This is a genomic window from Streptomyces sp. APSN-46.1 (assembly GCF_022815725.1).
In the GTDB taxonomy this organism is placed as follows: domain Bacteria; phylum Actinomycetota; class Actinomycetes; order Streptomycetales; family Streptomycetaceae; genus Streptomyces.
In genome coordinates this window covers 554,634-575,765 of sequence record NZ_JALGRF010000002.1, presented here as the reverse complement: position 1 = coordinate 575,765, position 21,132 = coordinate 554,634, and the positions used below count along the sequence as shown (strand labels likewise).

The window sequence follows — 21,132 nt, the reverse complement described above, 5'->3', positions numbered from 1 at the left end:
CCACGGGGCTCTGGTCAGGCCTTGGTGCTCTTGTAGCCCCGCCCCCACTGGAGCCCCCACCCGTACAGCCGGTCCAGCTCGGCCTGGAATCCGTACACGAATTTCACTTCGCGGCGCACGATCAGCTCCCCCTTGATCTTCTCCAGGGAGACGACCGCGCAGGAGCGGGCCTGCGGCTGCCGCTCGTCGAGGGCGATCTCGACCCGCGGCCCGGTGCTCGGGTAGAGGGTGACCAGCGCGTGCGTCCGGTCGAAGGCCGGCGTCTGGTCGTAGATGTAGACGAAGACGAGCAGGCGTTTGATCTCATCGGCGTGGTCGAGGTTGACGAAGATCGTCTCGCCCGAGGGCGCCCCGAACCGGTCGTCGCCGCTGAGCTTCACGTACGGCGGGCTGTTGATGTCGCCGTGGAGGTTGCCCAGCGGCTGGACGACCCCCCGGGTGCCGTCGGTGAGCTCGTAGAGGCAGCCGATGTCGAGGTCCACATTGACCATGCCCTGGGTGTGCGCCTGCACCATCTCCGGCTTGAACAGTTTGAACGGGTGCCGCAGCAGCTGGCCGCTCTGGCCGGAGCGGCCGCCGATGTCGGAGGTGCGCATCCGCCAGGACAGGTTGACCCGGAGGTTGCCGTGCACCGCCCCCTGTTTCGTGAGCGACACCGTCGGTTGCCGCCTGGTCAGCTCGATCGCGTTCGACGAGGCGTTGCCCGACTGGAACTGCATGGCGCGCGCGCCCCTGAGTCCGTCGAAGAATCCCATCCCTGTCTTCCCCCCTGATCCCCTCGGATCCCCTCGGATCCCCTCTGATCCCCGCTGGACGTACGGAAAAGCGGGGCGGCCTGGGTTCCCCCGAGCCGCCCCGCAAGGGAGCGTTCCGCATTAACGGGGCGGTCATGCCTCCGCGGCGGATCCCTCCAGCTCCATGCGCTTGTTGCGCCGCACGGAGGACCAGAAGGACCACGCGATCAGCGTGACGCCGACGAGGCCGGTGATGACCTCGTTGATCTGGTACTGGATGGTGACGAGCAGGAGCACGGCCAGCGCGCCGATGGCGTAGTGCGCGCCGTGCTCCAGGTAGACGTAGTCGTCCAGGGTGCCCTGGCGGACCAGGTAGACCGTGAGCGACCGGACGTACATGGCACCGATGCCGAGGCCGAGGGCCATGAGCACGATGTCGTTGGTGATGGCGAAGGCGCCGATGACCCCGTCGAAGGAGAACGAGGCGTCGAGTACTTCGAGGTAGAGGAACATGAAGAACGCGGCCTTGCCGGCCATGGCGACGGCCGTGACCGGCTTGCCCTTCTTCTTCGCCTCCTCCTCGGCCTCGTGCTCGGCCTCCTCCTCTTCCTCCAGCTTGTTCTCGAAGAAGCCGGAGAGGCCGCCGACGATCATGTAGGTGATCAGGCCGAGGACGCCGGAGATCAGGACGGTCTGCGCCTTGTCCACGTGGACGCCGCCGTGCTGGTGGGCGTTGGCGGCGAAGGTCATCGAGGTGACGACCAGGACGATCAGCGCGATGCACGCCGACAGCATGTCGATCTTGCCGAGCTTGGCCAGCGGCCGCTCCAGCCAGGCCAGCCACTTGATGTCGCGGTCCTCGAAGATGAAGTCGAGGAAGATCATGAGCAGGAACATGCCACCGAAGGCGGCAATGGACGGGTGGGCGTCCGTGACCAGCTGCTCGTACATCTCCTTGTCGGAGAAGGCGAGGTCCACGGCCTCGATAGGCCCGATCTTGGCGCTGATCGCGACGATCACGACGGGGAAGACCAGTCGCATACCGAAGACCGCGATGAGAACGCCGATCGTGAGGAAGATCTTCTGCCAGAAGGCGTTCATCTTCTTCAGGATTCCGGCGTTGACCACCGCGTTGTCGAAGGACAGCGAAATCTCGAGGACGGACAGGATCGCGACGATCCCGAAAGCGGTCCACCCCCCGTAGATCACCGCTGCGACCAGGCCGAGCGCGGTGATTGCGAACGACCAGCCGAAGGTTTTCAGAACCACTGGCATCCCATCGTCTTGAACGGCTTTACGAAACGTTGACCCCGAAGTCTAGAGCGATGCCCCTGAGGCCCGACGCGTACCCCTGCCCCACGGCGCGGAACTTCCATTCGCCGCCGTACCGGTACACCTCGCCGAAGATCATCGCGGTCTCGCTGGAGGCGTCCTCGGTGAGGTCGTAGCGGGCCAGTTCCTGGCCGTCCGCCTCGTTCACCACGCGGATGAAGGCGTTGCTGACCTGGCCGAAGCTCTGTCGTCGGGCGTCCGCCTCGTGGATCGACACCGGGAAGACGATCTTGTCCACGCGGTCCGGCACCTTGGTGAGGTCGATGATGATCGACTCGTCGTCGCCGTCACCCTCGCCGGTGAGGTTGTCCCCGGTGTGCTCGACCGAGCCCTCGGGGCTCTTCAGGTTGTTGTAGAAGACGAAGTACTCGTCCCCGAGCACGCGGCCGCTGTTGCACAGCAGCGCACTGGCGTCGAGGTCGAAATCGGCCCCTGTGGTCGAGCGCGCGTCCCAACCGAGCCCGACGAGAACCCGCGTCAGGTTCGGTGCGGCCTTGGAGAGGGAGACATTGCCCCCCTTGGCGAGTGTGACGCCCATGATGTGGTCCTCCCCGGACGACGTGGGAGCCGCGGCATGGCGGTCGCGGCCCTGCTGTGGTGAAACCCGCGGCGCGGCCGCGGTAAACCCAATCCGGCGCCGTACACACAGTGCACGGCGCCGGACGGGGAAAGAGTGCCCTGACTCGGGCGGCGGATCGGACTCAGACGTTGACGCCGAAGTCCTGCGCGATGCCGCGCAGGCCGGAGGCGTAGCCCTGGCCGATGGCGCGGAACTTCCACTCCGCGCCGGCTCGGTACAGCTCGCCGAAGACCATGGCGGTCTCGGTCGAGGCGTCCTCGGAGAGGTCGTAGCGGGCGAGCTCGGTGTTGTCGGCCTGGTTCACGACGCGGATGTACGCGTTGCGGACCTGGCCGAAGCTCTGCTGGCGGCTCTCGGCCTCGTAGATCGAGACCGGGAAGACGATCTTGGCGACATCGGCCGGCACGCCGACGAGGCTGACCTTGATCGCCTCGTCGTCGCCCTCGCCCTCACCGGTGGTGTTGTCACCGGTGTGCTCGACCGAGCCGTCCGGGCTCTTCAGGTTGTTGAAGAACACGAAGTTCGCGTCGCTGGCCACCTTGCCCTGGTCGTTCGTCAGGATCGCGCTGGCGTCGAGGTCGAAGTCGACACCGGTGGTGGTGCGAGCGTCCCAGCCCAGACCGACGATGACCGCCGTCAGGTTAGGCGCGGCCTTGGTCAGCGAGACGTTGCCGCCCTTGCTGAGGCTGACTCCCACGGGTCCTCCATTGGTTTTGTGTAGGGGCGGGGCCCCGTCGTGCGATTGCTACCGGATCAACGTGTCGATCCTAGTGACGGGTTCCCGCCCGCAAGCGTTTTTCGTACGGAACTTCGTACGGACCTCCCCGCGCGCCCCCTCGGAGGCCTGTCGGAGGCCTGTCGGAGGCATGCCGGGGGCGTCTCAGAGGGTGTCGAGCGCCCGGATGTACTCGTTCAGGTCACGCGCGTCGGGCAGCCCGTTGACGACGGTCCAGCGCACCACGCCGTCCTTGTCGATGATGAAGGTGCCGCGGACCGCGCAGCCCTTCTCCTCGTCGAAGACGCCGTAGGCACGGGAGGTCTCCCCGTGCGGCCAGAAGTCCGACAGCAGCGGGTAGTCCAGGCCCTCCTGCTCGCCGAAGACCCGCAGGGTCGGCACCGAGTCGTTGGAGACCGCGAGGAGCTGGACGTCGTCGTTCTGGAAGCGAGGCAGCTGATCGCGCAGCTCACAGAGCTCGCCGGTGCAGACGCCGGTGAAGGCGAACGGGTAGAAGAGCAGCACGACGGCCTTCTCCCCCCGGAAGTCGGAGAGCCGCACGGTGGCGCCGTGGTTGTCCTTGAGTTCGAAGCCCGGTGCCTTGTCGCCGACCTCGATCGCCATCTCTCGTATCCCTTCGTTCCTGCATCCCTGCATGGGGCTGTTCGGGTGAGACCCAGCCTAGGCGGGTCCCGGTGCGCCGAACGCGCACACCCCGCCGACCGCGGGTGGTCCGGGTCGGCGGGGTGTGCGTCCGCTTGGCTGCGGGTTACGGCTCAGCGCTTGGCCTTGGCGGCCTTCGGCGTCACCAGCTTGGTGGAGGTCCACTCCTTGCCGACGGGCAGGCCCTTGGCAAGCGAGAGGCCGGCCGTCTCGGCGGCCTCGCTGATGTCGCTGGCCTCGACGTAGCCGTCACGGCCCGTCTTGGGGGTCAGCAGCAGGATCAGTGCGCCGTCCTCGACCAGATCGGTCGCATCGACCAGGGCGTCCGTCAGATCGCCGTCCTCGTCTCGGAACCACAACAGCACCGCGTCGGCGACGTCGTCGTAGTCCTCGTCGGCGAGCTCGCTGACGAGCTTCTCGACGGCGTCACGGAATTCCTGATCGACGTCGTCGTCGTAGCCGATCTCCTGGACCACCTGTTCGGACTGGAAACCCAGCCGGGCGGCCAGGCTCTCCGCGTGGTCCGCGGTCGCGCTCACGGGGTGCCTCCTGCTCATGTTCGGTGAATGTCTTTCGGCGGCGCGCGTACGCGCAGCATTGGGCGTAGTCCACACGGGCGCGGCGGATCGCGCAAGTACCCGGCCGCCGAGACCGCCGAAACGGTGACGATTGCGGCCGTCTCACCGCAACTTTCAGCCTCCCCGTATACACCTCTGGTGATTCATCCCACACCATTCCAGCTCATTCGACATCATCGGCAACGCTTGACTGCTTTCCTACCTGTTTGAACGAGGAACGGCCTGACGAGTCGGTCGGCGGATCGACTCGGGACGTTACCCGGGGGTACAGGTGAAGATTCCCGCCGAGCGTACGACCATGGGAGGCGGCGACCCCAAGGCACGACCCCAGGCACGACTCCCCCCGACAGCGAAGGAACAGCGTGGCTTCCGCATCCGATCGCAATCCGATCATCATTGGCGGCCTTCCGAGCCAGGTCCCGGACTTCGATCCGGAGGAGACGCAGGAGTGGCTCGACTCCCTGGACGCAGCCGTCGACGAGCGGGGCCGTGAGCGCGCCCGCTATCTGATGCTGCGGCTGATCGAGCGGGCCCGCGAGAAGCGCGTGGCCGTGCCGGAGATGCGCAGCACGGACTACGTCAACACGATCGCCACGAAGGACGAGCCCTTCTTCCCCGGCAACGAGGAGATCGAGCGCAGGATCCTCAACGCCACGCGGTGGAACGCGGCCGTGATGGTCTCGCGCGCCCAGCGTCCCGGCATCGGCGTCGGCGGCCACATCGCGACCTTCGCCTCCTCCGCCTCCCTCTACGACGTGGGCTTCAACCACTTCTTCCGGGGCAAGGACGAGGGCGACGGCGGCGACCAGATCTTCTTCCAGGGTCACGCCTCCCCCGGTATCTACGCCCGCGCCTTCCTCCTGGACCGGCTCTCCGAGCAGCGGCTCGACGCGTTCCGGCAGGAGAAGTCGAAGGCCCCGTACGGCCTGTCCAGCTACCCGCACCCGCGGCTGATGCCGGACTTCTGGGAGTTCCCGACCGTCTCGATGGGCCTCGGCCCCATCAGTGCGATCTACCAGGCCCGGATGAACCGGTACATGGAGGCGCGCGGTATCGCGGACACGTCCAAGTCCCACGTTTGGGCGTATCTGGGCGACGGTGAGATGGACGAGCCCGAGTCGCTCGGCCAGCTGTCGATCGCCGCCCGCGAGGGCCTGGACAACCTGACCTTCGTCGTCAACTGCAACCTCCAGCGCCTCGACGGCCCGGTGCGCGGCAACGGCAAGATCATCCAGGAGCTGGAGTCGCAGTTCCGCGGCGCCGGCTGGAACGTCATCAAGCTGATCTGGGACCGCTCCTGGGACCCGCTGCTGGCCCAGGACCAGGACGGCATCCTGGTCAACAAGATGAACTCCACCCCGGACGGGCAGTTCCAGACGTACGCCACCGAGTCGGGCGCGTACATCCGCGACCACTTCTTCGGCGGCGACCAGCGGCTGCGGGCGATGGTCGCGAACATGACCGACCGGCAGATCCAGCACCTGGGCCGCGGCGGCCACGACCACAAGAAGGTCTACGCGGCGTACGCGGCGGCCAAGGCCCACAAGGGCCAGCCGACGGTGATCCTGGCGCAGACGGTCAAGGGCTGGACCCTCGGCCCGAACTTCGAGGGCCGCAACGCGACGCACCAGATGAAGAAGCTGACGGTCGACGACCTCAAGCGCTTCCGCGACCGCCTGCACATCCCGATCACGGACGCGCAGCTGGAGGGCGGCGCCCCGCCGTACTACCACCCGGGCCGCAACTCGCCGGAGATCCAGTACATGCACGACCAGCGCAGCGCGCTGGGCGGCTACGTGCCGACCCGCGTGGTGCGCGCGAAGCCGCTCCAGCTGCCGGGCGAGAGCACGTACGCGGCGGCCAGGAAGGGCTCGGGGCACCAGTCGATCGCGACCACGATGGCCTTCGTCCGCATCCTGAAGGACCTGATGCGGGACAAGGAGATCGGCAGGCGCTTCGTGCTGATCGCGCCCGACGAGTACCGCACCTTCGGCATGGACGCCTTCTTCCCGAGCGCCAAGATCTACAACCCGCTGGGCCAGCAGTACGAGGCGGTCGACCGCGACCTGCTGCTCGCGTACAAGGAGTCGCCGACCGGCCAGATGCTGCACGACGGCATCTCCGAGGCGGGCTGCACGGCCTCGCTGATCGCCGCGGGCTCGGCATACGCGACGCACGGCGAACCGCTGATCCCTGTGTACGTCTTCTATTCGATGTTCGGTTTCCAGCGCACCGGTGACCAGTTCTGGCAGATGGCCGACCAGCTGGCGCGCGGTTTCGTCCTCGGCGCGACCGCCGGCCGGACCACCCTGACGGGTGAAGGTCTCCAGCACGCCGACGGTCACTCCCAGCTGCTGGCGTCGACCAACCCGGGCTGTGTGGCGTACGACCCGGCCTACGGCTACGAGATCGCGCACATCGTCAGGGACGGTCTGCGGCGCATGTACGGGCCCACCGCGACGAATGCGCCCGGCGAGGACGTCTTCTACTACCTGACGGTCTACAACGAGCCGATCCAGCACCCGGCCGAGCCCGCGGACGTCGATGTGGACGGCATCCTCAAGGGCATCCACCGGGTCTCGGAGGGCACCTCCGGCACCATCGGGGCGCAGATCATGGCCTCGGGCGTGGCGGTGCCGTGGGCGCTGGAGGCGCAGCGGATCCTGGCGCAGGACTGGAACGTCAAGGCGGACGTCTGGTCGGCGACCTCCTGGAACGAGCTGCGCCGCGATGCCGTCGAGGTGGAGGAGTACAACCTGCTCCACCCGGAGGAGGAGCAGCGCGTCCCGTACGTGAGGCGCAAGCTGTCGGGCGCCGAGGGACAGCCGTTCGTCGCGGTCTCGGACTGGATGCGGGCGGTGCCGGACCAGATCTCGCGCTGGGTGCCCGGCCCGTACACCTCGCTGGGCGCGGACGGCTTCGGCTTCGCGGACACGCGTGGCGCGGCCCGCCGGTTCTTCCACATCGACGCGCAGTCGGTGGTCCTGGCGGTACTGACCGAGCTCGCCAAGGAGGGCCGGATCGACCGCTCGGCGCTGAAGCAGGCGGTCGATCGCTACCAGCTGCTGGACGTGGCCTCGGCCGACCCGGGCGCGGCGGGCGGGGACGCGTAGCCGTCACCCTTGCGTGGGGGCGCCGGGACACCTGTCCCGGCGCCCCTTACGCGTTCTTTACGATGCTGGGCATGAAGGAACCCTCCCGCCAGCTGCGGTGGGAGCGCCGTACGCAGGCTCCCCTGCTGGTGCTCGCCGTGACATTCGCCCTCGCCTACGCCGTACCGATCGTCGCGCCCGACGCGAGCCCGGAGGTGCACCGGGCCTGCACCCGCGCGGAGTGGGTGGTGTGGGGGGCCTTCGCCGTCGACTACCTGGTGCGCCTCGCCCTCTCGGACAACCGCAAGGCCTTCGTACGGACGCACTGGGTGGACCTGGCGGCCGTGGTGCTGCCGCTCGTCCAGCCGCTGCGGCTGCTGCGGCTGGTCTCCACGTTGCTGCTGGTGGGCCGGCGGGCCCGGATGGCTCCGCAGATCCGGCTGACGACGTACGTGGCCGGGGCCGTGGTGGGGCTGCTGATGTTCGGCTCCCTCGCCGTGCTGAGCGTGGAGCGGGACGCCCCGAACGGGAACATCAAGAGCCTGGGCGACGCGGTGTGGTGGTCCTTCACCACGATGACGACGGTCGGGTACGGGGACCACTCCCCCACCACCGGGCTCGGCCGGGTCCTGGCGGTGGGCCTGATGCTGTCCGGGATCGCGCTGCTCGGTGTGGTGACCGCCAACATCGCGGCCTGGTTCATCGCCCGCTTCGAGCGTGACGACCAGGTGGAGCGGCTCCAGCTGGCGGCCGTCCAGGAACTCCAGGCGGAGGTACGGGCGCTGCGCGCCGAGGTCGCCCGGCTCGGCTGCGGCGGCGGCGGGGCCGCCGAGCGGCCGGGGGCCCCGGCGCCGCGGGCGGTTACCTCTCCCACACCTTGAACGCCCGCACCAGATAGGGCGACCGGGGCAGCCAGACCCCGTCGCCCGGGTAGGTCTGGAACTCTCCGGTCTCCAGGCAGTCGGCGCTCTGGTAGGTGGTCACGGGCCGTCCGACGCGGTTGATGAGCGACTCGGCGGTGGCCCCGGCGGGCAGGGCGGTGCAGCTGTTGATCTCCAGGGTGCTCAGCTCGTAGGTCCGCTTGGTGCCCTTGAACTCCGGGTTCTTCCACAGGCACAGCGAGCCGGTCGGGCAGGCCGACCCGAACGTCGGCGGGCCCGCGGTGTGCGTGCCGGGTGCCGGTGCGGCGGGGGCCTGCGCGGCGAGGGCCTGCGCCGCGTGTGCGCTGGTGGACGTGCTCGGGATGAGGGCCGTGAGGGCCAGGACGGCGGCCGCGAGAGCGGTGGAACACGTACGCATGACGGGTCAACTCCTTGTGGACGCAGGGCGCCCGGACCTGTTCCGGAGCGCCGCCGACACCACGCTGACCTGCGGCGACGGGCGGGCGGAAGGGGCTGCGGGCGGGTCCACCCGGATAGGCGACACCCCCGCCGGAACCCTGCGGCGGGGCTGATCCCCGTGCGGAATTGACGCCTCGGACGCGGGCCGCGCCCGCGCCGGCGGCGGTGCGGGCGTCCGGCCCCGGCCCGGCCGTCCCCGAACGAGTCGCCGTACAAGTCCCCAACCGAGTCGCCGTTCAAGCCGCGGACGGTGCGGCCGACACGTCACCAACGGCTCAACGGGCGGTCGCCGGGAGGTCGGTCGCGGGTACCCTGACCGCCTACTCGGCGCTCACTCAGCGTCAGGATCCGGCATCAGAAGGGGATCTCGCGGTGATGACCGACCAGCGGCCCGCACCGGCTGCGCCGGCGGCCGGACTGCGCGAACGCAAGAAGCGGCGCACCCGCGACGCGTTGCTGCGCGCCGCCCTCCTCCTCTTCACCTCGCAGGGTTACGAGCAGACGACCGTCGACGAGATCACCGACGCCGTGGCCGTCTCCCAGCGCACCTTCTTCCGCTACTTCGCGAACAAGGAGGAGGTCGCCTTCGCCGTCCAGGACCTCGTCGAATCGCATTTCGTGGCCGCCCTGCGGGCCCGGCCCGCCGCCGAGGGCCCCCTGGAGGCCCTGCGGAACGCGGTGCTCGAAACCTGGGACACCGTCGGCGAGGCCCTCTCGGAGACGGTCCCGGTCGACCTCTACATGCGCACCTACCGGCTCATCGAGTCGACCCCGGCACTGCTCGCCGTCCACCTGCGGCGCTCCACCGAGCTGGAGGAGCGGATCGCCCGCCTGATCGCCGCCCGCGAGCGCCTGGACATGGACGCCGACCCGCGGCCCCGGGTCGCGGTCGCCGCGTTCTCCGGAGTGATGCGCGTCACCGGGCGGCTCTGGGGACAGGGCGAGGACACCAGCGTGGCCGCGATCCGGCGGATGACGGAGCACTACCTCGACCAGATCGGCCCGGCTCTGGCCTCCGAGTGGCGGTGACTCCGCTCACCTTGGGCGCCGTGGCCCGAAAGGGTCTTTTAGGCTGGTCTCAGTGAACGTGCCCGGCCCTGCCCTCCCCTCCCCCACGCCCAGCGCCGCCCCGCGCCTCGCCGCCCTGCGCACCCTGCTCGCGCTCGCGGTGGTGTTCGTCATGCTGGCGACCACGGGGTGGACCGCGGTGCACCGGCCCGAGGCCGGGGCCGCCCCGCGCGCCGCCGCCCTCGCCGCCTGGGCCGCCGCCCGGATCGACGGCCGCCCCCTGCCGTCCGCCGACGCGCCCGTACGGACGGTGGCCCGCTTCTTCGCCGGCCTCGACGGCGTCCAGCGGGCCCGGCTCGCCGACGGCTACCCGCTCGTTGTCGGCAACCTCGACGGGACCCCCGCCACCACCCGCTACCGGGCGAACCGGCGTGCCCTGGAGCAGGCCGGGCGGATCGAGAAGGCCCGCGGCCGCGATGTCACGCTGACCCCGGCCGACCGCGCCACCGCCGACCGGCGCGCCCACCGCTTCGCCTCCCTCCTGGAGCCCGGCCGCCAGATCCTCGCGTTCGACCCGACCGGCGGCGGCCTCGCCGCCGAGGTCTTCGGCGACCTCGACCGGGCCCGCCGGGTCTCGGTGGTCGTGCCCGGCGTCGACACCGACCTGCTCACCTTCGAGCGCACCCAGCGCCGCCTCACGGCCCCCGTCGGCATGGCCCGGTCGCTGTACGAGGCCCAGCGCGCGGCCGCTCCGGACAGCCGGACCGCGGTCATCGCCTGGGCCGGCTACACCGCCCCCATCGGGCTCGGCATCGACGCGGCCACCGGCCGGCTGGCCGTGGAGGGCGCCGTACGGCTGGAGTCGCTGGCCGCGGCCCTGCCCGGTGACGCGAGCGTGGCCCTGTTCTGCCACAGCTACGGATCGGTGGTGTGCGGGGTCGCCGCGCACGCGCTGCCGGACCGCGTGACCGACCTGGTGGTGGCCGGGAGCCCCGGCATGCGCGCGGAGAACACCGCCGACCTGGACACCTCGGCGCGCGTGTGGGCGGCCCGGGACGCCGGGGACTGGATCGCGGACGTACCGCACCTGGAGGTCGGCGGTGTGGGCCACGGGGCGGATCCGGTGTCCCCGGACTTCGGCGCCCGGCTGCTGTCCTCGGCCGGAGCCAAGAGCCACACGGGCTATTTCCAGCCAGGCACCGCTTCCTTGGACAACTTCGCCAAAATCGGAACCGGCGCGTTCGGTTCGATCGTGTGCGCGACCGGCGACGATGCCTGCCGACGGGAAATTTCCGGGACAGACGGGGACTGACACGTGTAGAGCTCCGGAAAACGGGCTTCGCACCGAGGGGGACGCATCGGGGTGCGTCCCTTTACCATGTGCCGCATGGGTGACGTACTGGCCGGAAATCATGCCGTCTGGGAGTTCGACTCGGACTCGGTGCTCATCCGCTTCGCACGGGGGATGCGAACTCCACGCCTCTGGCACGCCCTTGGGTCGCGCCGCATCCCCCTGGAAGCGCTGGCCGAGGTGACCGTGACCGCCGGAAAACGGGACACGGTGATCCTGCGCGCCGTCCCGAGACCGGGCGCGGATCCGCTGATGGAGGCCGCCGCCGGGCAGTTGAAGGAGGCCTGCGATCCGTACCGGCTGGTGCTGCCGGGCGAGCGGGCCCCGCAGGCGGCGGCCCTCGCGGACGCCGTACGGGGCCGGTTGGGGCCGGATGCCGCCGAACCGGCGCCGCGCTTCCTGGTCCGCGTGCCGGAGCCGGCGCGGGACCTGAAGGCGTACGACGCGCGGGTGGGGTTCGACGGCTCGGCCGTCACCTTCCGTTGGTCCCGTACGGGCGCCAGCAGCACCAAGTGGAAGGCGGGCGACCAGCGTTACCCGCTCTCCGAGCTCGCCGGGGTCGAATGGCGCTCCCCCGAGGGTCCGGGCGAGGGCCATCTGCGGCTGCTGCCCCACGAGCCCCGGGGAAGCGCCCGCGATCCCCGGCCCGACCACGATCTGGCGGCCGCCGTCTTCGCCACCGGGCACGGGGCCGTGCACGAGTCGCTGCCGTTCACGGCCGCCGTTCTCTGCGCCCTGCCGCGCGGCCGGCGGCTGACCTCCGCGCGGGGCCTGCTCCCCACCCCACCGCCGCAGCCGCACTGAGCGGGGCGGGGGGCGGCGGGGCGGGTCACACATCGCGCCGGGGTCACACCTCGCGCCGGGTCACGCCGCGCGCCAGGTCACACCGCGCCGGGTCACACCTCGCGCCCCACCGAGGTGAAGGCCATGTCCGGGTAGCGGTCCCCGGCGACCCGGGCGGCGATCGGCTCCAGCAGGGCCAGCTCCGCCGCGCTCAGGGTGATCCGCGTCGCCGCGGCGTTCTCCGCCAGCCGTCCCGGCTTGCGGGTGCCGGGGATCGGAACCACCGTCAGCCCGTGCACCTCCGCCCGCTGTTGCACCCAGGCCAGCGCGATCTGCGCCGGGCTCGCGCCGCGGGCCCGCGCGATCTCCCGTACCGGGGCCAGCAGCGCGGCGTTGGCCTCGGCGTTGTCCCCGGTGAACCGCGGCTGGTTCCGGCGGAAGTCACCGGCCGACAGCTCCTTGGCCGCGTCGGCGAACGCGCCCGTCAGGAACCCGCGCCCCAGCGGGGAGTACGGAACGAAGGCCACCCCCAGCTCGGCCGCCGCGCCCACCGCGCTGCGCTCCACATCCCGGCTGAACAGCGACCACTCCGACTGGAGCGCCGCGATCGGATGCACCGCGTACGCCTCGCGCAGCTCCGCTCCGGTGACCTCGCTCAGCCCCAGGTGGCGCACCTTCCCCTCGCGCACCAGCTCCGCCATCACGCCCACCGACTCCGCGAGCGGCACGGCCGGATCGCGCCGGTGCATGTAGTACACGTCGATCACATCGGTCCCGAGCCGCCGCAGGCTGTCCTCCGCGGCCCGGCGGATGTACGCCGGGTCGTTGCGGACGCCCCGGTACCGCGGATCGTCGGCGCGCCGCTCTATGGCGAACTTGGTGGCGAGGGTGATCTCGTCCCGGTGCGCGGCCACGAACGGGGCGAGGAACTCCTCGTTCGCGCCCTGCCCGTAGACGTCCGCCGTGTCGAAGAGGGTGACCCCGGCGGCCAGTGCCGCGTCGAGGGTCGCGCGGGCCGCCGTCCCGTCCGTCTCCCCGTAGAACTCGCTCATGCCCATGCAGCCGAGGCCCTGGACTCCGACGACCGGTCCGCCCTTGCCGAGTTCCACCTGCCGCACACTGCCGTACTCCGTCATTGTTCCGCCCTCACCGTGGCCGCGCTCACCGTGGCCGCGCTCACCGCGGCGGTGCTCATCGCGGCCGTGCTCATCGAGTACATCCCGATCTTGAAGTCCAGTACGCCGAGCGCGTCCGTCAGTTCCGTGATCCGCGCCCGCACCTCGCGGCGGGTCCGCTCCAGCAACTCCCGCCGCTCGTCTACGGTGTGCGCGCCCTCGCGCACCAGTTCCGCGTACCGGACCATGTCCGCCACCGACATCCCGGTGGCGCGCAGCTTGCCCACGAAGGACAGCCAGTCGAGGTCCCTGTCGCTGAACCGCCGCTGCCCCGAGTGGGAGCGGTCCACGTGGGGCATCAGACCGATCCGCTCGTACCAGCGCAGCGTGTGCTGGGTGAGACCGGTCCGGGCCGCGACCTCGCTGATCGTGTACCGCGTCTGCGTCAGGCTCATACGACCACGCTAAAACCTTGGAGTGCACTCCAAGCAAGTAGGCTCAGCCGCATGGAGAGCGTGGAGGGTACGGAGAGCGTGAACAGCATGGAGAGCCTGCGGATCATCGAGACCTGGCCCGTGCCGACCGCCGCCGCGGCCGTCGTGCGCGCCGACGGGAGCGTGGCCGGCTCCCACGGGCCCGTCGGCCACCGCTTCCCGCTCGCCTCGGTCACCAAGCCGCTCGCCGCGTACGCCGCCCTCGTCGCGTACGAGGAGGGGGCGATCGAGCTCGACGAACCGGCCGGACCGGAGGGTTCCACCGTCCGCCACCTGCTCGCGCACACCAGCGGCCTGGCCTTCGACGAGCACCGCGCGATGGCCCCGGCCGGGACGCGCCGGCTGTACTCCAACGCCGGGTTCGAGGTCCTCGGCGACCACATCGCCAAGGCCACCGGAATTCCCTTCGCGGAGTACCTGCACCAGGCCGTCTTCGAGCCGCTGGGCATGACCGCCTCCGCCCTGGAGGGGTCGCCCGCCAAGGACGGCGTCTCCACCGTCTCCGACCTGGTGCGGTTCGCCTCCGAACTGCAGGCGCCCCGGCTGCTCGACGTCCGTACGGTCGCCGAGGCCACCTCCGTCGTCCACCCGGGCCTCAAGGGCGTCCTGCCCGGCTACGGGCACCAGTCCCCCAACGACTGGGGGCTCGGGATGGAGATCCGCGACGGGAAGTCCCCGCACTGGACGGGCTCCGCGTCCTCCCTGCGGGCCTTCGGGCACTTCGGGCAGTCCGGCACCTTCCTGTGGGTGGATCCGGACGCGCGCGCCGCGTGCGTGGCGCTGACAGACCGCGCCTTCGGCCCGTGGGCCGTGGAGGCCTGGCCTCCGTTCACCGACGCGGTCCTCGCCGAACTCGCGGGCCGCTGACCCCGGGCGCTGACCCGAGGCCGCCGACCCGAGGCCGCTACGGCAGCTCCCAGAGCAGCAGCTCCCCCGGCGAGCCGGCGACGACCTCCAGGCCGCGCTCGCCGGTGATCCGCGCCGAGTCCCCCGGCCCGAGTTCCTCGCCGTCGAGCCGCAGGTCCCCCCGTACGACGTGCAGGTACACCCGCTCCGCCGCCGGTACGGGGATCCGCTCGCCCGCGCCCGGCCGGCGTACGTGGAGGACCGCTCCGGCCGCGGGGACCTCGTAGGGGGTGTGGTCGTCGATCCCCCGGACGAGTTCGTACGTGGGCTCCCCGCCCGCGGCGAGCGGCGCGAGCCACATCTGCACGAACCGCAGGGGCACGGTGGCGTCGTTGCGCTCGACGTGCCGCGCCCCGTTCCCGGCGCCGAGCCGCTGGATGTCCCCGGGCCGGACCAGGCCGGTCCCGCCGGTGGCGCTGTCCTTGTGGGTGAGCTCGCCCTCCACCACCCAGGTGACGATCTCGGTCTGGCTGTGCGGGTGCTCGTCGAAGCCGGCTCCCGGGGCGAGGTGCTCCTCGTTGCAGGCCAGGAGCGGGCCGAACCGGATGTTGTCCGGGTCGTAGAACCCCCCGAAGGAGAAGGCGTGCCGGGTGGTGATCCCGGTGGCCCGGTCCCCGCCCTCGTACCGGTCCGCGGCGCGGCGTACATCAATCATGGGGGCCACGGTAGACCCCGGTGTGGGACCGGAGTCCGTTCCGGCGTCCCGATAAGGCAGTCTTGTCCCGTGCCCGAACCCGAACGTGAGCAGTCCCGCGCGACCCATCCCGCTCATTCCGCGCATCCTGCGCACCCGCACGCCGCGACGCTGCGCCGACTGGAGAAGTCCTCCGGCCGGCTCGCCGCCAACGCGATCGCGCGCATGGACGAGACCCTGCCGTGGTACCGGGCGATGCCACCGGAGAACCGGTCCTGGATCGGCCTGGTCGCCCAGGCGGGTATCGCCGCGTTCACGGAGTGGTTCCGGCATCCCGAGACCCCGCAGGCGATCTCCACCGACGTGTTCGGGACGGCTCCGCGCGAGCTGACCCGGGCGATCACGCTGCGCCAGACCGTCGAGATGGTCCGTACCACGATCGAGGTCATGGAGACCGCGATCGACGAGGTGGCGGCGCCTGGCGACGAGCAGATCCTGCGCGAGGCGCTGCTGGTGTACGCCCGGGAGATCGCCTTCGCGACCGCCCAGGTGTACGCCCAGGCCGCCGAGGCGCGCGGCGCCTGGGACGCCCGGCTGGAGTCCCTGGTCGTCAACGCGGTGCTGTCCGGCGAGGCCGACGAGGGCGCGCTGTCGCGGGCGGCCGCGCTCGGCTGGAACTCCCCGGAGCACGTGTGCGTGGTGCTGGGGACGGCCCCGGAGGGGGACAGCGAGCTGACGGTGGAGGCGATCCGGCGCGCCGCCCGGCACCACAAGCTCCAGGTGCTGACGGGTGTGCTGGGCGACCGGCTGGTGGTGATCGCGGGCGGCAGCGACAACCCCATGCTGGTGGCCAAGTCCCTGATCGGCCCGTTCGCGGCCGGGCCGGTGGTGGCGGGGCCGGTGGTCTCCGACCTGCTGAACGCGACCAAGTCCGCGCAGGCCGCGGCGGCCGGTCTGAAGGCCTGCACGGCGTGGCAGGACGCGCCGCGGCCGGTGCTGGCGGATGATCTCCTGCCGGAGCGCGCGATCGCCTCCGACCCTTCGGCGCGAGAGCAGCTGGTGGAGGAGATCTACAGACCGCTGGAGGAAGCGGGGTCCGCGCTGCTGGAGACGCTGAGTGTCTACCTGGAGCAGGCGAGCAGCCTGGAGGGTGCCGCTCGGATGCTCTTCGTCCACCCCAACACGGTGCGCTACCGGCTCCGACGTGTGACCGACGTCACCGGCTGGTCGCCCTCTGATGTCCGTTCCGCATTTACTCTGCGGATCGCCCTGATTCTGGGGCGTCTGGCCGACGGCGATCTTCAGTCCTAGACTTTTGTCGGACATCAACAATTCCCCCGACGGTTCTTCGTCCCTGTCCCCACGGGCGACAGGGACCATCCACAAGAGAGAGTGTGAGGGTGCTCGTACTCGTCGCTCCCGGCCAAGGCGCACAGACGCCCGGCTTCCTGACTCCCTGGCTCGACCTCCCCGGCGCCGCCGAGCGCGTCGGCGCGTGGTCGGACGCCATCGGGCTCGACCTTGCCCACTACGGCACGAAGGCCGACGCGGAGGAGATCCGCGACACGGCGGTGGCCCAGCCCCTGCTGGTCGCCGCCGGACTTCTGTCCGCTTCGGCGCTCGACGCTTCCCACGGGAAGGGCCGTACGGCCTTCGGCGCCGTCTCGGGCCACAGCGTCGGTGAGATCACCGCCGCCGCGTACGCCGGCGTGCTGTCCGACGCGGAGGCGCTGTCGTTCGTACGGACCCGCGGGCTCGGCATGGCCGAGGCCGCCGCCGTCACCGCGACCGGCATGGCCGCGGTCCTGGGCGGCGAGCCGGACGTGGTCGTCGCGCATCTGGAGAAGCTGGGCCTGACCGCGGCGAACATCAACGGCGCGGGCCAGATCGTGGCCGCCGGCACCATGGAGCAGATCGCCGCTCTGGAGGCCGACAAGCCCGAAGGCTCCATGAAGGTCGTCGCCCTCAAGGTCGCGGGCGCCTTCCACACGCACCACATGATCCCGGCGGTCGACAAGCTGGCGGAGGCCGCGCAGGCGCTCTCCCCGGCCGACCCGGAGCTGAAGTACGTCTCGAACAAGGACGGCCACGTCGTCACCACGGGCGCCGACGTCGTCGCCCGCCTGGTCGGCCAGGTCGCGAACCCGGTCCGCTGGGACCTGTGCATGGAGACGTTCGCCGCGCTGGGCGTCACGGGGATCATCGAGCTCTGCCCCGGCGGCACCCTGACGGGTCTGGCCAAGCGCGCGCTGAAGGGCGTACCGAGCGTGGCCCTGAAGACCCCGGACGATCTCGAAAAGGCCGCCGAGCTCGTCGCCGAGCACGCGGCCTGAGAGAAGGAGCCCACACAGCATGTCGAAGATCAAGCCTGCCAAGGGCTCCCCGTACGCCCGCATCCTCGGAGTCGGCGGCTACCGGCCGATCCGCGTGGTGCCCAATGAGGTCATCCTGGAGACGATCGACTCGTCCGACGAGTGGATCCGCTCGCGCTCCGGCATCGCGACCCGGCACTGGGCCTCGCCGCAGGAGACGGTGGCCGCGATGTCGGTGGAGGCCTCGGGCAAAGCGCTCGCCGATGCCGGGATCTCCCCCGAGCAGATCGGCGCCGTGATCGTCTCGACGGTCTCGCACTTCAAGCAGACCCCGGCCGTCGCGACCGAGATCGCCCACCGGATCGGCGCGGGCAAGCCCGCCGCGTTCGACATCTCCGCGGGCTGCGCCGGCTTCGGCTACGGCCTGACGCTGGCCAAGGGCATGGTGGTGGAAGGTTCCGCCGCGTACGTGCTCGTGATCGGCGTGGAGCGGCTCTCGGACCTGACGGACCTGGAGGACCGCGCGACGGCCTTCCTGTTCGGCGACGGCGCCGGAGCCGTGGTCGTCGGCCCCTCGGACGAGCCGGCCATCGGCCCCACGGTGTGGGGTTCGGAGGGCGACAAGTCCGAGACGATCAAGCAGACCGTGCCCTGGGACGAGTACCGCACCACGGACGGCGCCGAGAAGTTCCCCGCCATCACCCAGGAGGGTCAGGCGGTCTTCCGCTGGGCCGTCTTCGAGATGGCCAAGGTGGCCCAGCAGGCGCTCGACGCGGCCGGGATCACCCCCGACGACCTGGACGTCTTCATTCCGCACCAGGCGAATATGCGGATCATCGACTCGATGGTGAAGACTCTGAAGCTGCCGGAGCACGTCACGGTCGCCCGTGACATCGAGACCACCGGCAACACCTCGGCCGCCTCGATCCCGCTCGCGATGGAGCGGCTCCTGGCGACCGGAGCGGCGAAGAGCGGCGACACCGCGCTCGTCATCGGCTTCGGGGCGGGACTCGTCTACGCCGCGACGGTCGTTACCCTCCCCTAGGGCCGGGGATCCATCCCGCCCTGATCCACCAGTTAGCTACAGAAGGAGCGCCACATGGCCGCCACGCAGGAAGAGATCGTCAAGGGTCTCGCGGAGATCGTCAACGAGATCGCCGGCATCCCGGTCGAGGACGTCGAGATCGACAAGTCCTTCACCGACGACCTGGACGTCGACTCGCTGTCCATGGTCGAGGTCGTCGTCGCCGCCGAAGAGCGCTTCGACGTCAAGATCCCGGACGAGGACGTCAAGAACCTCAAGACGGTCGGCGACGCCGCGAGCTACATCCTGAAGCACCAGGCCTGAGCCTGACGAGCGTTTGTCGCCACCTGGCGGTGGCGCCGTGACAATTCAGCACCCCCTTAGACGTGGAGAAAGAATTCCTGTGAGCCCGACCAATCGCACCGTGGTCGTCACCGGTATCGGCGCAACCACTCCGCTGGGTGGCGACAGCGCTTCGACCTGGGAAGGTCTGCTTGCCGGCCGTTCCGGTGTCAAGCCCCTGGAGGGCGAGCGCTTTGCCGAACTCCCGGTTCGCATCGCAGCCCCGGTCGCTGTCGACCCGAGCGAGGTACTGCCCCGGCCGCTGGCCCGAAAGCTGGACCGCTCGGCGCAGTTCGCCGTCATCGCCGCCCGTGAGGCCTGGGCCGACGCCGGCTACACCGCCCCCGCGGGCGAGGGTGAGCCCATCCTCCCCGAGCGCCTGGGCACCGTCATCGCGTCCGGCATCGGCGGTGTCACCACGCTGCTCGACCAGTACGACGTACTGAAGGAAAAGGGTGTGCGCCGGGTCTCCCCGCACACCGTCCCCATGCTCATGCCGAACGGCCCGTCGGCCAACGTCGGCCTTGAGGTCAACGCCCGTGCGGGCGTGCACACTCCGGTCAGCGCCTGCGCGTCCGGCGCCGAGGCCATCGGCTACGCCGTCGAGATGATCCGTACCGGCCGTGCCGACGTGGTCGTCGCGGGCGGCACCGAGGCGGCGATCCACCCGCTGCCGATCGCCGCGTTCGCCAACATGATGGCGATGTCCAAGAACAACGAGAACCCCGAGCAGGCCTCCCGCCCGTACGACAAGGCCCGCGACGGCTTCGTCCTCGGCGAGGGCGCGGGCGTCGTCGTCCTGGAGTCCGCCGAGCACGCCGCCGCGCGGGGCGCCCGGGTCTACTGCGAGGTGCTGGGCCAGGGTCTGTCCGCCGACAGCCACCACATCGCGCAGCCCGAGCCGACCGGCCGCGGTGTCGCGGCCGCGGTGCAGAACCTGCTGGACAACACGGGTCTCGACCCGGCCGAGCTGGTCCACCTCAACGCGCACGCCACCTCGACCCCGCAGGGTGACACGGCCGAGCTGAAGGCCCTGCGCAAGGTCCTGGGCGACGACCTCGACCACATCGCCATCTCGGCGACCAAGTCGATGACCGGCCACCTGCTGGGCGGCGCCGGCGGGATCGAGACCGTCGCGACCGTGCTGGCGCTCTACCACCGGATCGCCCCGGCGACGATCAACGTGGACGAGCTGGACGACGACATCGACGCGGACATCGTCGTGGGCGAGCCGCGCAAGCTCCCGGCCGACGGCCCGATCTCCGCGATCAACAACTCGTTCGGCTTCGGCGGCCACAACGTCACCCTGGCCTTCCGCACGGTCTGACGTACTGCCTCACCACGTGAAAAGGCCCTCCCGGTGTACCGGGAGGGCCTTTTCGCATGCGCGTTCTCAGACCACTTGGTGGAGCCAGCGCACCGGGGCGCCCTCGCCCGCGTAGCGGAAGGGTTCGAGCTCGTCGTCCCAGGGCTTGCCGAGCAGCCTGGAGATCTCCGCCTCCAGGTCGGTCTCGCCCCGCGCGGAGCGGGCGAGGGCGGCGCGCAGCCGGTCCTCGGGGATGAGGATGTCGCCGTGCATTCCGGTGACGGCGTGGAAGATGCCGAGTTCCGGGGTGGAGCTGTAGCGCTCTCCCTCGGCGGTGGGGCAGGGTTCCGCGGTCACTTCGAAACGCAGCAGGTGCCAGCCGCGCAGCGCGGAGGCCAGCTTCGAGGCGGTGCCCGCTTCGGCCTGCCAGGAGAACTCGGCTCTCCAGGTGCCGGGGGAGGCGGGCTGCCTGATCCAGTCGAGGTTCACCCGCACCCCGAGCACGCCCGCAACAGCCCATTCCACATGCGGGCAGAGCGCGCGCGGTGCGGAATGCACGTACAGAACTCCACGTGTCGTCACCGGGACCTCCAGTATGGGACGAGGTCAGGAATAAACTCCAGAAAACGGACAGTTTGTGACGTGATGCAATTTAGCGGAAATGATCTGACATTGCGTCGCGAGACCTGCGGCCGAAACGCCACGGGAAAAAGCTACCGTGCGCCAGGGGTCCTGGTGTGACGTACGGTCGCTCATAACCCGGTAAACACAGAGCTTTCACTCAGCAGGACGCCCCCGAACGACGCGGGGCGACAAGGGAGGA

At 70.5% G+C, this 21,132-nt stretch carries 23 protein-coding genes; 12 read left to right on the top strand and 11 right to left on the bottom strand.

What is annotated here, in order from left to right; translation table 11 throughout:
* Nucleotides 1–14: 14 nt before the first annotated feature.
* From MTF65_RS09205 to MTF65_RS09180, 6 genes are all read right to left on the bottom strand, one after another.
* On the bottom strand, nucleotides 15–755 hold the full coding sequence (locus tag MTF65_RS09205; protein ID WP_243627963.1) for a Tellurium resistance: 741 nt from the start codon (nucleotides 753–755) through the stop codon (nucleotides 15–17).
* Between the two features lie 132 nt (nucleotides 756–887).
* Complete coding sequence (locus MTF65_RS09200) at nucleotides 888–2,003, bottom strand: DUF475 domain-containing protein (RefSeq protein WP_243628630.1); 1,116 nt, start codon at nucleotides 2,001–2,003, stop codon at nucleotides 888–890.
* A 25-nt stretch (nucleotides 2,004–2,028) separates the two neighbouring features.
* Nucleotides 2,029–2,604 carry a TerD family protein gene (locus MTF65_RS09195; protein WP_243627962.1) on the bottom strand — a complete coding sequence of 192 codons (576 nt, stop codon included), beginning with the start codon at nucleotides 2,602–2,604 and terminating at the stop codon, nucleotides 2,029–2,031.
* A gap of 163 nt (nucleotides 2,605–2,767) precedes the next feature.
* Nucleotides 2,768–3,343, bottom strand: coding sequence for a TerD family protein (locus tag MTF65_RS09190; protein WP_243627961.1), 576 nt, complete (start codon nucleotides 3,341–3,343; stop codon nucleotides 2,768–2,770).
* A 183-nt stretch (nucleotides 3,344–3,526) separates the two neighbouring features.
* Complete coding sequence (locus MTF65_RS09185) at nucleotides 3,527–3,985, bottom strand: peroxiredoxin (RefSeq protein ID WP_243627960.1); 459 nt, start codon at nucleotides 3,983–3,985, stop codon at nucleotides 3,527–3,529.
* A 152-nt stretch (nucleotides 3,986–4,137) separates the two neighbouring features.
* Nucleotides 4,138–4,563 (bottom strand): DUF3052 domain-containing protein, encoded by a 426-nt coding sequence (locus MTF65_RS09180; protein ID WP_243627959.1) that lies wholly within the window; start codon nucleotides 4,561–4,563, stop codon nucleotides 4,138–4,140.
* A 401-nt stretch (nucleotides 4,564–4,964) separates the two neighbouring features.
* Here MTF65_RS09180 and aceE point away from each other — a divergent pair, with 401 nt between their 5' ends.
* Both aceE and MTF65_RS09170 read left to right on the top strand, forming a co-directional pair.
* Nucleotides 4,965–7,715 (top strand): pyruvate dehydrogenase (acetyl-transferring), homodimeric type, encoded by a 2,751-nt coding sequence (gene aceE, locus MTF65_RS09175; RefSeq protein ID WP_243627958.1) that lies wholly within the window; start codon nucleotides 4,965–4,967, stop codon nucleotides 7,713–7,715.
* A gap of 71 nt (nucleotides 7,716–7,786) precedes the next feature.
* Nucleotides 7,787–8,575 (top strand): potassium channel family protein, encoded by a 789-nt coding sequence (locus MTF65_RS09170; protein ID WP_243627956.1) that lies wholly within the window; start codon nucleotides 7,787–7,789, stop codon nucleotides 8,573–8,575.
* Here MTF65_RS09170 and MTF65_RS09165 read toward each other — a convergent pair.
* Entirely contained in the window at nucleotides 8,556–8,993 is a 438-nt protein-coding gene (locus tag MTF65_RS09165; protein ID WP_243627955.1) for a peptidase inhibitor family I36 protein, read from the bottom strand. The genes MTF65_RS09170 and MTF65_RS09165 overlap by 20 nt on opposite strands.
* On the opposite strand from MTF65_RS09165, the gene MTF65_RS09160 reads away from it, so the two are divergent.
* From MTF65_RS09160 to MTF65_RS09145, 4 genes are all read left to right on the top strand, one after another.
* Nucleotides 8,992–9,147, top strand: a complete 156-nt coding sequence (locus tag MTF65_RS09160; RefSeq protein WP_243627953.1) for a hypothetical protein — start codon at nucleotides 8,992–8,994, stop codon at nucleotides 9,145–9,147. The genes MTF65_RS09165 and MTF65_RS09160 overlap by 2 nt on opposite strands.
* Nucleotides 9,148–9,409: 262 nt before the next feature.
* The gene (locus MTF65_RS09155; RefSeq protein WP_243627951.1) at nucleotides 9,410–10,063 is read left to right on the top strand and encodes a TetR/AcrR family transcriptional regulator; all 654 of its coding nucleotides are present in this window, start codon (nucleotides 9,410–9,412) and stop codon (nucleotides 10,061–10,063) included.
* 151 nt (nucleotides 10,064–10,214) lie between these two features.
* Entirely contained in the window at nucleotides 10,215–11,354 is a 1,140-nt protein-coding gene (locus tag MTF65_RS09150) for an alpha/beta hydrolase (protein WP_243628629.1), read from the top strand.
* A gap of 75 nt (nucleotides 11,355–11,429) precedes the next feature.
* Nucleotides 11,430–12,197 carry a DUF4429 domain-containing protein gene (locus MTF65_RS09145; RefSeq protein WP_243627950.1) on the top strand — a complete coding sequence of 256 codons (768 nt, stop codon included), beginning with the start codon at nucleotides 11,430–11,432 and terminating at the stop codon, nucleotides 12,195–12,197.
* 92 nt (nucleotides 12,198–12,289) lie between these two features.
* Here MTF65_RS09145 and MTF65_RS09140 read toward each other — a convergent pair whose 3' ends face one another.
* Nucleotides 12,290–13,312 (bottom strand): aldo/keto reductase, encoded by a 1,023-nt coding sequence (locus MTF65_RS09140; protein WP_243627948.1) that lies wholly within the window; start codon nucleotides 13,310–13,312, stop codon nucleotides 12,290–12,292.
* Nucleotides 13,309–13,746 (bottom strand): MerR family transcriptional regulator, encoded by a 438-nt coding sequence (locus MTF65_RS09135; protein ID WP_243627946.1) that lies wholly within the window; start codon nucleotides 13,744–13,746, stop codon nucleotides 13,309–13,311. The genes MTF65_RS09140 and MTF65_RS09135 overlap by 4 nt, the downstream gene beginning before the upstream one ends.
* Before the next feature lie 87 nt (nucleotides 13,747–13,833).
* Here MTF65_RS09135 and MTF65_RS09130 point away from each other — a divergent pair, with 87 nt between their 5' ends.
* Nucleotides 13,834–14,652, top strand: a complete 819-nt coding sequence (locus tag MTF65_RS09130) for a serine hydrolase (protein WP_243628628.1) — start codon at nucleotides 13,834–13,836, stop codon at nucleotides 14,650–14,652.
* A gap of 37 nt (nucleotides 14,653–14,689) precedes the next feature.
* Here MTF65_RS09130 and MTF65_RS09125 read toward each other — a convergent pair whose 3' ends face one another.
* Complete coding sequence (locus MTF65_RS09125) at nucleotides 14,690–15,346, bottom strand: pirin family protein (RefSeq protein ID WP_243627944.1); 657 nt, start codon at nucleotides 15,344–15,346, stop codon at nucleotides 14,690–14,692.
* Nucleotides 15,347–15,415: 69 nt separating this feature from the next.
* On the opposite strand from MTF65_RS09125, the gene MTF65_RS09120 reads away from it, so the two are divergent.
* The 5 genes from MTF65_RS09120 to fabF all read left to right on the top strand — a co-directional run bounded on the left by MTF65_RS09120 (nucleotide 15,416) and on the right by fabF (nucleotide 20,330).
* On the top strand, nucleotides 15,416–16,636 hold the full coding sequence (locus MTF65_RS09120; protein ID WP_243627942.1) for a CdaR family transcriptional regulator: 1,221 nt from the start codon (nucleotides 15,416–15,418) through the stop codon (nucleotides 16,634–16,636).
* A gap of 89 nt (nucleotides 16,637–16,725) precedes the next feature.
* Nucleotides 16,726–17,658 carry an ACP S-malonyltransferase gene (locus MTF65_RS09115; protein ID WP_243627941.1) on the top strand — a complete coding sequence of 311 codons (933 nt, stop codon included), beginning with the start codon at nucleotides 16,726–16,728 and terminating at the stop codon, nucleotides 17,656–17,658.
* Nucleotides 17,659–17,677: 19 nt separating this feature from the next.
* The gene (locus MTF65_RS09110; RefSeq protein ID WP_243627939.1) at nucleotides 17,678–18,682 is read left to right on the top strand and encodes a ketoacyl-ACP synthase III; all 1,005 of its coding nucleotides are present in this window, start codon (nucleotides 17,678–17,680) and stop codon (nucleotides 18,680–18,682) included.
* A gap of 54 nt (nucleotides 18,683–18,736) precedes the next feature.
* Nucleotides 18,737–18,985 carry an acyl carrier protein gene (locus MTF65_RS09105; RefSeq protein WP_243627937.1) on the top strand — a complete coding sequence of 83 codons (249 nt, stop codon included), beginning with the start codon at nucleotides 18,737–18,739 and terminating at the stop codon, nucleotides 18,983–18,985.
* A gap of 79 nt (nucleotides 18,986–19,064) precedes the next feature.
* Nucleotides 19,065–20,330 carry a beta-ketoacyl-ACP synthase II gene (fabF, locus tag MTF65_RS09100; RefSeq protein ID WP_243627934.1) on the top strand — a complete coding sequence of 422 codons (1,266 nt, stop codon included), beginning with the start codon at nucleotides 19,065–19,067 and terminating at the stop codon, nucleotides 20,328–20,330.
* A gap of 66 nt (nucleotides 20,331–20,396) precedes the next feature.
* On the opposite strand, the gene MTF65_RS09095 is transcribed toward fabF, so the two are convergent.
* Nucleotides 20,397–20,891, bottom strand: a complete 495-nt coding sequence (locus tag MTF65_RS09095) for a DUF3145 domain-containing protein (protein WP_243627933.1) — start codon at nucleotides 20,889–20,891, stop codon at nucleotides 20,397–20,399.
* Between the last annotated feature and the right edge of the window lie 241 nt (nucleotides 20,892–21,132).